A 5,521-nucleotide genomic window follows, 5' to 3' on the forward strand; every position below is an offset into this window, starting at 1 on the left:
TTTACCAAGGAAATCCTCGACGACCTGCGTAACATCTTCTCCAGCGTCTGCGCCGACTTCGAGGCGGAACTGGTGGAGTTCGACGGTGAGGACGATCACGTCCACCTGCTGGTGAACTACCCGCCCAAGGTCGCCGTCTCGGCGCTGGTGAACAGCCTGAAGGGCGTGTCCAGCCGCATGATCCGCAAAAAGAACTACCCGAGCATCCGCAAGAAGCTGTGGGGCGGTGCCCTGTGGTCGCCGTCCTACTTCGCTGGCAGTTGCGGCGGTGCACCCATCGAGATCATCCGCCAGTACATCGAACAGCAGCAGACGCCACACTGACCGCCCAAAGGACGCCTACGGCGTTCGCGCTATCCTTCCCCGGCCTGAAGGCCGAGGCTTGCCGCGCACCAGGTCAAGGCGTTCGCCCACTGCGGCCGGTCCACGCCGCTGTTCTTCTGGCGCGACAGCACCGGGCTGGAAGTCGGCCTCGTCTGGGAGACCGCCGACGGGCTGCAGGGGGCGGAAATCACATGGCGGCCTGACCGGTCCTGGACGGACTTGGCCAGATATCCGGGTCGCCCTCAGTTCAGCGACGCCACGGCCGCCAACCGCACCAGCAGCTGGCGCACGACGGCCGCGCGCATGTCGTCGAACAGCAGCGCCTCTTCGGCCTCCTTGCCCAGCACCACCGTCTCGGAGAAACTCAGCTCGCGCTCTTGCAGCAGCTCGGTGGGCGGGATCAGCTCGCGCCCGGCCGGCGTGCGTAGCACAAAGCGAAAGCGCCGCCGCAGCGCCAGCTCGCGCACCTGACCGGCGGCCGTGGTGCTGACCACCACGCGCTCGCGCTGGTCCTGCAGCACCTGCAGGATCACGTCGGCCGCCATGGGCGTGACGCCAGCCACGGCCGGTGATGCGGGCTGGGATGCCCCGAGCACGGCCACACCGGCCGCCTGGAGCTGGGCGCGCAGGCTGTCGATGACATCGGTGTCGGCCGCTGCCTGTAGCCGCAGCGTGCGGAATGCAAAGCGCAGGCCCGTACCCCGCAGCTGGAAGCCGCAGCCCGCCAGGGCCGTGACCGCCAAGGCCCCGACCGCCAGCCCGCGCATCCAGGCACGCCGCGTCGTCACGCTCAGACCACCACGTTGACCAGACGGCCCGGCACCACCACCACTTTGCGGGCGGGCTGACCGTCGCTGAATCGGGCAAATTCTGGCGAGGCCAGCGCTGCCGCCTCAATGGCCGCGCGGTCGGCTTCCGCCGGCACGGTCAGGCTGCCACGCAGCTTGCCGTTGATCTGCAGCACCAACTCCACCTCGTCGCGGCGCAGCGCCGCCTCGTCCACCTGCGGCCACGGTGCATCCAGCAGGTCGCCCAGCGTGCCGGCATAGCCCAGCGACTGCCACAGGGCGTGCGTCAGGTGCGGCGTGGCCGGGTACAGGCAGCGCAGCAGAATGCCAAAGCCCTCGATCAGCGCCACACCGCCGCCGGGCTCGTCTGCCGGGTCGAACGCCTCCAGCGCATTGAGCATCTTCATGCAGCCCGACACCACGGTGTTGTACTGCATACGCTGATAGTCATAGTCCACCTGTTTGAGCACGGTGTGGATCTCGTGGCGCAGCGCCTTGGCGCGCTTGCCATAGGCCACATCGGCCAGCGATGCCGCACCCTGCGCAGCCTGTGTCGCCCCAGCCCAATCGGCTTGCGCGAGCCGCTGGCCAAACGTCCAGACGCGCTTGAGGAAGCGGTAGCTGCCCTCGACCGCGGCGTCGTTCCACTCCAGCGTCGCTTCCGGCGGCGCGGTGAACATGGTGTACAGGCGCGCAGTATCGGCACCGTACTTCTCGATCAGGTCCTGCGGATCGACGCCGTTGTTCTTGGACTTGGACATCGTGCCCACGCCCTCGTAGTCGATCGGCGTGCCGGCCGGCAGCACGCCATCGGCGCTGGGCACGTCGCGCTTGAGGCGCGCGCCGACGATCTTGCCGCCCTCATCCAGCACATGTTCGACATCGTGCGGCCAGAAGTACTCCTTGGCCCCCTTGGCGGTGCGCCGGCTGTAGATGTGGTTGAGCACCATGCCCTGCGTGAGCAGGCGCTGGAACGGCTCGTCCACCTGCACCAGCCCCAGATCGCGCATCACCTTGGTCCAGAAGCGCGCGTACAGCAGGTGCAGGATGGCGTGCTCGATGCCGCCGATGTATTGGTCCATCGGCATCCAGTAGCGGGTCCCATCGGCTACCATCGCATCGGCGTTGGCCGGGTCACAGTAGCGCATGAAGTACCAGGACGAATCGACGAAGGTGTCCATGGTGTCGGTCTCGCGCCGCGCGGGCTTGCCGCAGCGGGGGCAATCGACCTTCAGGAACGCCTCGCACTTGGCCAGCGGGTTGCCGCTGCCGTCGGGGATCAGGTCTTGCGGCAGCACCACCGGCAGGTCTTCGTACGGCACCGGCACCGGGCCGCAGTCGTCGCAGTGGATGATCGGGATCGGCGTGCCCCAGTAGCGCTGACGACTGATGCCCCAGTCACGCAAGCGCCAGGTGACTTTTTTCTCGCCGAGCCCCTTGGCGGCCAGCAGCTCGGCCACCTTGTCTACGGCGGCCGGGTACGGCAGGCCGTCCAGCGGCCCGGAGTCGACACAGCGGCCGCGCTGCTTGTCGGCGTACCACTCGGCCCAGGCATCGGGCGAGAACGTCTGCCCCTCCACCGCGATGACCGGCTTGATCGGCAGGCCATACTTCTTCGCAAACGCGAAGTCGCGCTCGTCGTGCGCCGGCACGCCCATCACCGCGCCGTCGCCGTAGCCCATCAGCACGTAGTTGCCGACCCACACCGGCACCGCCTCGCCGGTCAGCGGATGCGTCAGGGTCAGGCCGGTCGGCATGCCCTCCTTTTCTTTGAGCGCCAGCTCGGCCTCGGTGGTGCCGCCGAGCTTGCAGCGCTCGATGAACGCGGCCAGCTCGGGATGGCCGCGCGCCGCGTGCGCCGCCAGCGGGTGCTCCGGCGCCACGGCGCAGAAGGTCACGCCCATGATGGTGTCGGCGCGGGTGGTGAACACCCACAGCCGCCCGTCCTGGATCAGCCCCCCGCGCTCGTCGCGGATGTCATGCGGGAAGGCAAAGCGCACACCCTCGCTCTTGCCGATCCAGTTTTCCTGCATCAGCCGCACACGCTCGGGCCAGCCAGCCAGGAAGTTCGGGGCGTCCGGGCTGGCCACCGCCGACAGCAGCTCCTGCGCGTACTGGGTGATCGCCAGGTAGTAGCCGGGGATCTCGCGCTTTTCCACCAGCGCGCCGGTGCGCCAGCCGCGCCCGTCGATCACCTGCTCGTTGGCCAGCACGGTCTGGTCCACCGGGTCCCAGTTGACCACCTGTGTCTTGCGGTAGGCGATGCCCTTTTCCAGCATTTTCAGGAACAGCCACTGGTTCCACTTGTAGTAGTCGGGGCTGCAGGTGGCGATCTCGCGGCTCCAGTCGATGGCCAAGCCCATGGCCTGCATCTGCCGCTTCATGTAAGCAATGTTGTCGTAGGTCCAGCGGGCCGGCGGTACGCCGTTCTTGATCGCGGCGTTCTCGGCCGGCAGGCCGAAGGCATCCCAGCCCATCGGCATGAGGACGTTCCAGCCCTTCATGCGCAGCTGGCGCGCCATCATGTCGTTGATGGTGTAGTTGCGCACATGGCCCATGTGCAGCTTGCCGCTGGGGTAGGGCAGCATGGAGCAGGCGTAGAACTTGGGCTTGGTCGCGTCTTCGGTGACGCGGTAGGCGTCGCGCGCGGCCCAGTGGGCCTGGGCGGCGGCCTCGACGTCGCGGGGGGAGTAGGTGTCTTGCATGGCGGACGGCATCAACGCGTCCGGCCGCGCCGCCCCCGCTGCACGGGGCGGCCGCGGCCGGGCCGCAGGCGAGGATCGTCAAGGATTGTATCGATGGCGCCCCGGCGGGCGGATCAGCCCAGCGCCTCGGCCAGGAACTCGCACATCGCCACCCACGAGCGCGCGTCGGCCCGGGCGCTGTAGACCGTGCCGAAGCCGGGATCGTTGGCCTCCGGGTTGGTGAAGGCGTGCATCGTGCCGCCGTAGGCGTGCAGCTGCCAGTCGGCGCCGGCCTCGGTCATTTCCTTGGCGAACGCCAGCACCGCTTCGGGCGTGGCCATCGGGTCGTCCCAGCCGTGCAGCGCCAGCACCTTGGCGGTGATGCGCCGACCCGCCGTGTTGCCGGGCGGCGTGAACAGACCGTGAAAGCTGACCACGCCGCGCAGCGGCAGGCCGCAGCGCGCCATGTCCAGCACGCTCAGCCCCCCGAAGCAAAAGCCGATCGCCGCCAGCCGCTCGCGGTCCACCTCCGGCTGGGCGGCCAGCGTCTGCAGCGCCGCGCCCAAGCGCGCCTGCAGCAGGGGCCGATCCTGCACCAGCGGGGTCATCAGCGCGGCGTTTTCCTCTTTGCTGCGCCCCCGTTTGCCTTGGCCGTAGACGTCCATCGCAAAGCCGACGTAGCCGAGCCCGGCCAGCGCGCGCGCTTTGCCGTCCTCGAACGGGCCGCGCCCGGCCCAGGCGTGCGCCACGGCCACCGCCGGGCGCGGCGCACTGTAGGCATCGTCCCACGCCAGCATCCCCTCGAAGGTGACGCCGCCGTGCGTGTATTCGATGGTGCGGGTCTGGATCGTCATCGTGCTTGCCTCCTCGTCACGGGTTGGCCCGAGCCGGCTCACGTCCACCGTCAGCGCAGCCCGAGCACGTCGAACATGTCGTACAGGCCGCTGGAGCGGCCGGCCAGGAAGCGCACCGCGCGCAGGCTGCCCTGCGCGTAAGTGGCGCGGCTGCTGGACTTGTGCGTGATCTCGATGCGCTCGCCGCTGCCAAGGAACAGGACAGTGTGGTCGCCGACCACGTCGCCGCCGCGCACGGTGGAAAAACCAATGGTGGACGGGTCGCGCTCGCCGGTGTGGCCATGGCGCTCGTAGACGGCACAGTCCTTGAGGTCCCGCCCCAGGGCCTGGGCGATGACTTCACCCATCTTCAGGGCCGTGCCGCTGGGGGCGTCCACCTTGTGGCGGTGGTGGGCCTCGACAATTTCGATGTCGTATCCGGTGGCCAGGGCGCGCGCTGCCATCTCCAGCAGCTTGAACGTGACGTTGACGCCGACACTCATGTTGGGCGCCAGCACGATGGGGATGCGCTGCGAGGCCTCGGCGATGGCGGCCTTTTGCGCCTCGGTAAACCCGGTGGTGCCGATGACCATGGCCGTGCCGTGGCGCACGCACGCGGCCAGGTGGGCCAGGGTGCCCTCGGGGCGGGTGAAGTCGATCAACACATCGCTGGCGGCCACGGCAGCATCCACGTCGGCCCCGATGGCCACGCCCGCAGGTTGCCCCAAAAAGGCGGCCGCGTCTTGCCCCAGAGCGGGACTGTCGGAACGGTCGAGTGCGGCAGACAGCACGCAGTCGTCGGCGGCTTGCACGGCCTCGATCAGCATGCGGCCCATGCGGCCGCTGGCACCAGCAATGGCAACGCGGTGGGGGGTGGAAACGGTCATGGCAG

General features: G+C 68.8%; 5 protein-coding genes. 1 reads left to right on the top strand and 4 read right to left on the bottom strand.

Annotation, left to right across the window (positions count from 1 at the left end):
• On the top strand, nucleotides 1-324 hold a 324-nt coding region (gene tnpA, locus V7026_RS10885; RefSeq protein WP_334155400.1), incomplete at its 5' end, for an IS200/IS605 family transposase.
• Nucleotides 325-566: 242 nt separating this feature from the next.
• Here tnpA and V7026_RS10890 read toward each other — a convergent pair.
• From V7026_RS10890 to dapB, 4 genes are all read right to left on the bottom strand, one after another.
• A complete protein-coding gene (locus V7026_RS10890) occupies nucleotides 567-1,112 on the bottom strand; it encodes an LPS-assembly lipoprotein LptE (RefSeq protein ID WP_334155401.1) in 546 nt (181 codons plus the stop codon).
• A 2-nt stretch (nucleotides 1,113-1,114) separates the two neighbouring features.
• Entirely contained in the window at nucleotides 1,115-3,817 is a 2,703-nt protein-coding gene (leuS, locus tag V7026_RS10895) for a leucine--tRNA ligase (RefSeq protein WP_334155402.1), read from the bottom strand.
• Between the two features lie 113 nt (nucleotides 3,818-3,930).
• Nucleotides 3,931-4,650 (bottom strand): dienelactone hydrolase family protein, encoded by a 720-nt coding sequence (locus V7026_RS10900; protein WP_334155403.1) that lies wholly within the window; start codon nucleotides 4,648-4,650, stop codon nucleotides 3,931-3,933.
• Nucleotides 4,651-4,700: 50 nt separating this feature from the next.
• A complete protein-coding gene (gene dapB / locus V7026_RS10905; RefSeq protein ID WP_334155404.1) occupies nucleotides 4,701-5,516 on the bottom strand; it encodes a 4-hydroxy-tetrahydrodipicolinate reductase in 816 nt (271 codons plus the stop codon).
• Between the last annotated feature and the right edge of the window lie 5 nt (nucleotides 5,517-5,521).

The organism is Tepidimonas sp. (assembly GCF_036825565.1).
Classification (GTDB): domain Bacteria; phylum Pseudomonadota; class Gammaproteobacteria; order Burkholderiales; family Burkholderiaceae_C; genus Tepidimonas.

What these genes read in the sequence shown, in the direction of transcription:
- leuS (WP_334155402.1), bottom strand. Translation starts at nt 3,817, where the DNA reads ATGCAAGACACCTACTCCCCCCGCGACGTCGAGGCCGCCGCCCAGGCC.
- V7026_RS10900 (WP_334155403.1), bottom strand. Translation starts at nt 4,650, where the DNA reads ATGACGATCCAGACCCGCACCATCGAATACACGCACGGCGGCGTCACC.
- dapB (WP_334155404.1), bottom strand. Translation starts at nt 5,516, where the DNA reads ATGACCGTTTCCACCCCCCACCGCGTTGCCATTGCTGGTGCCAGCGGC.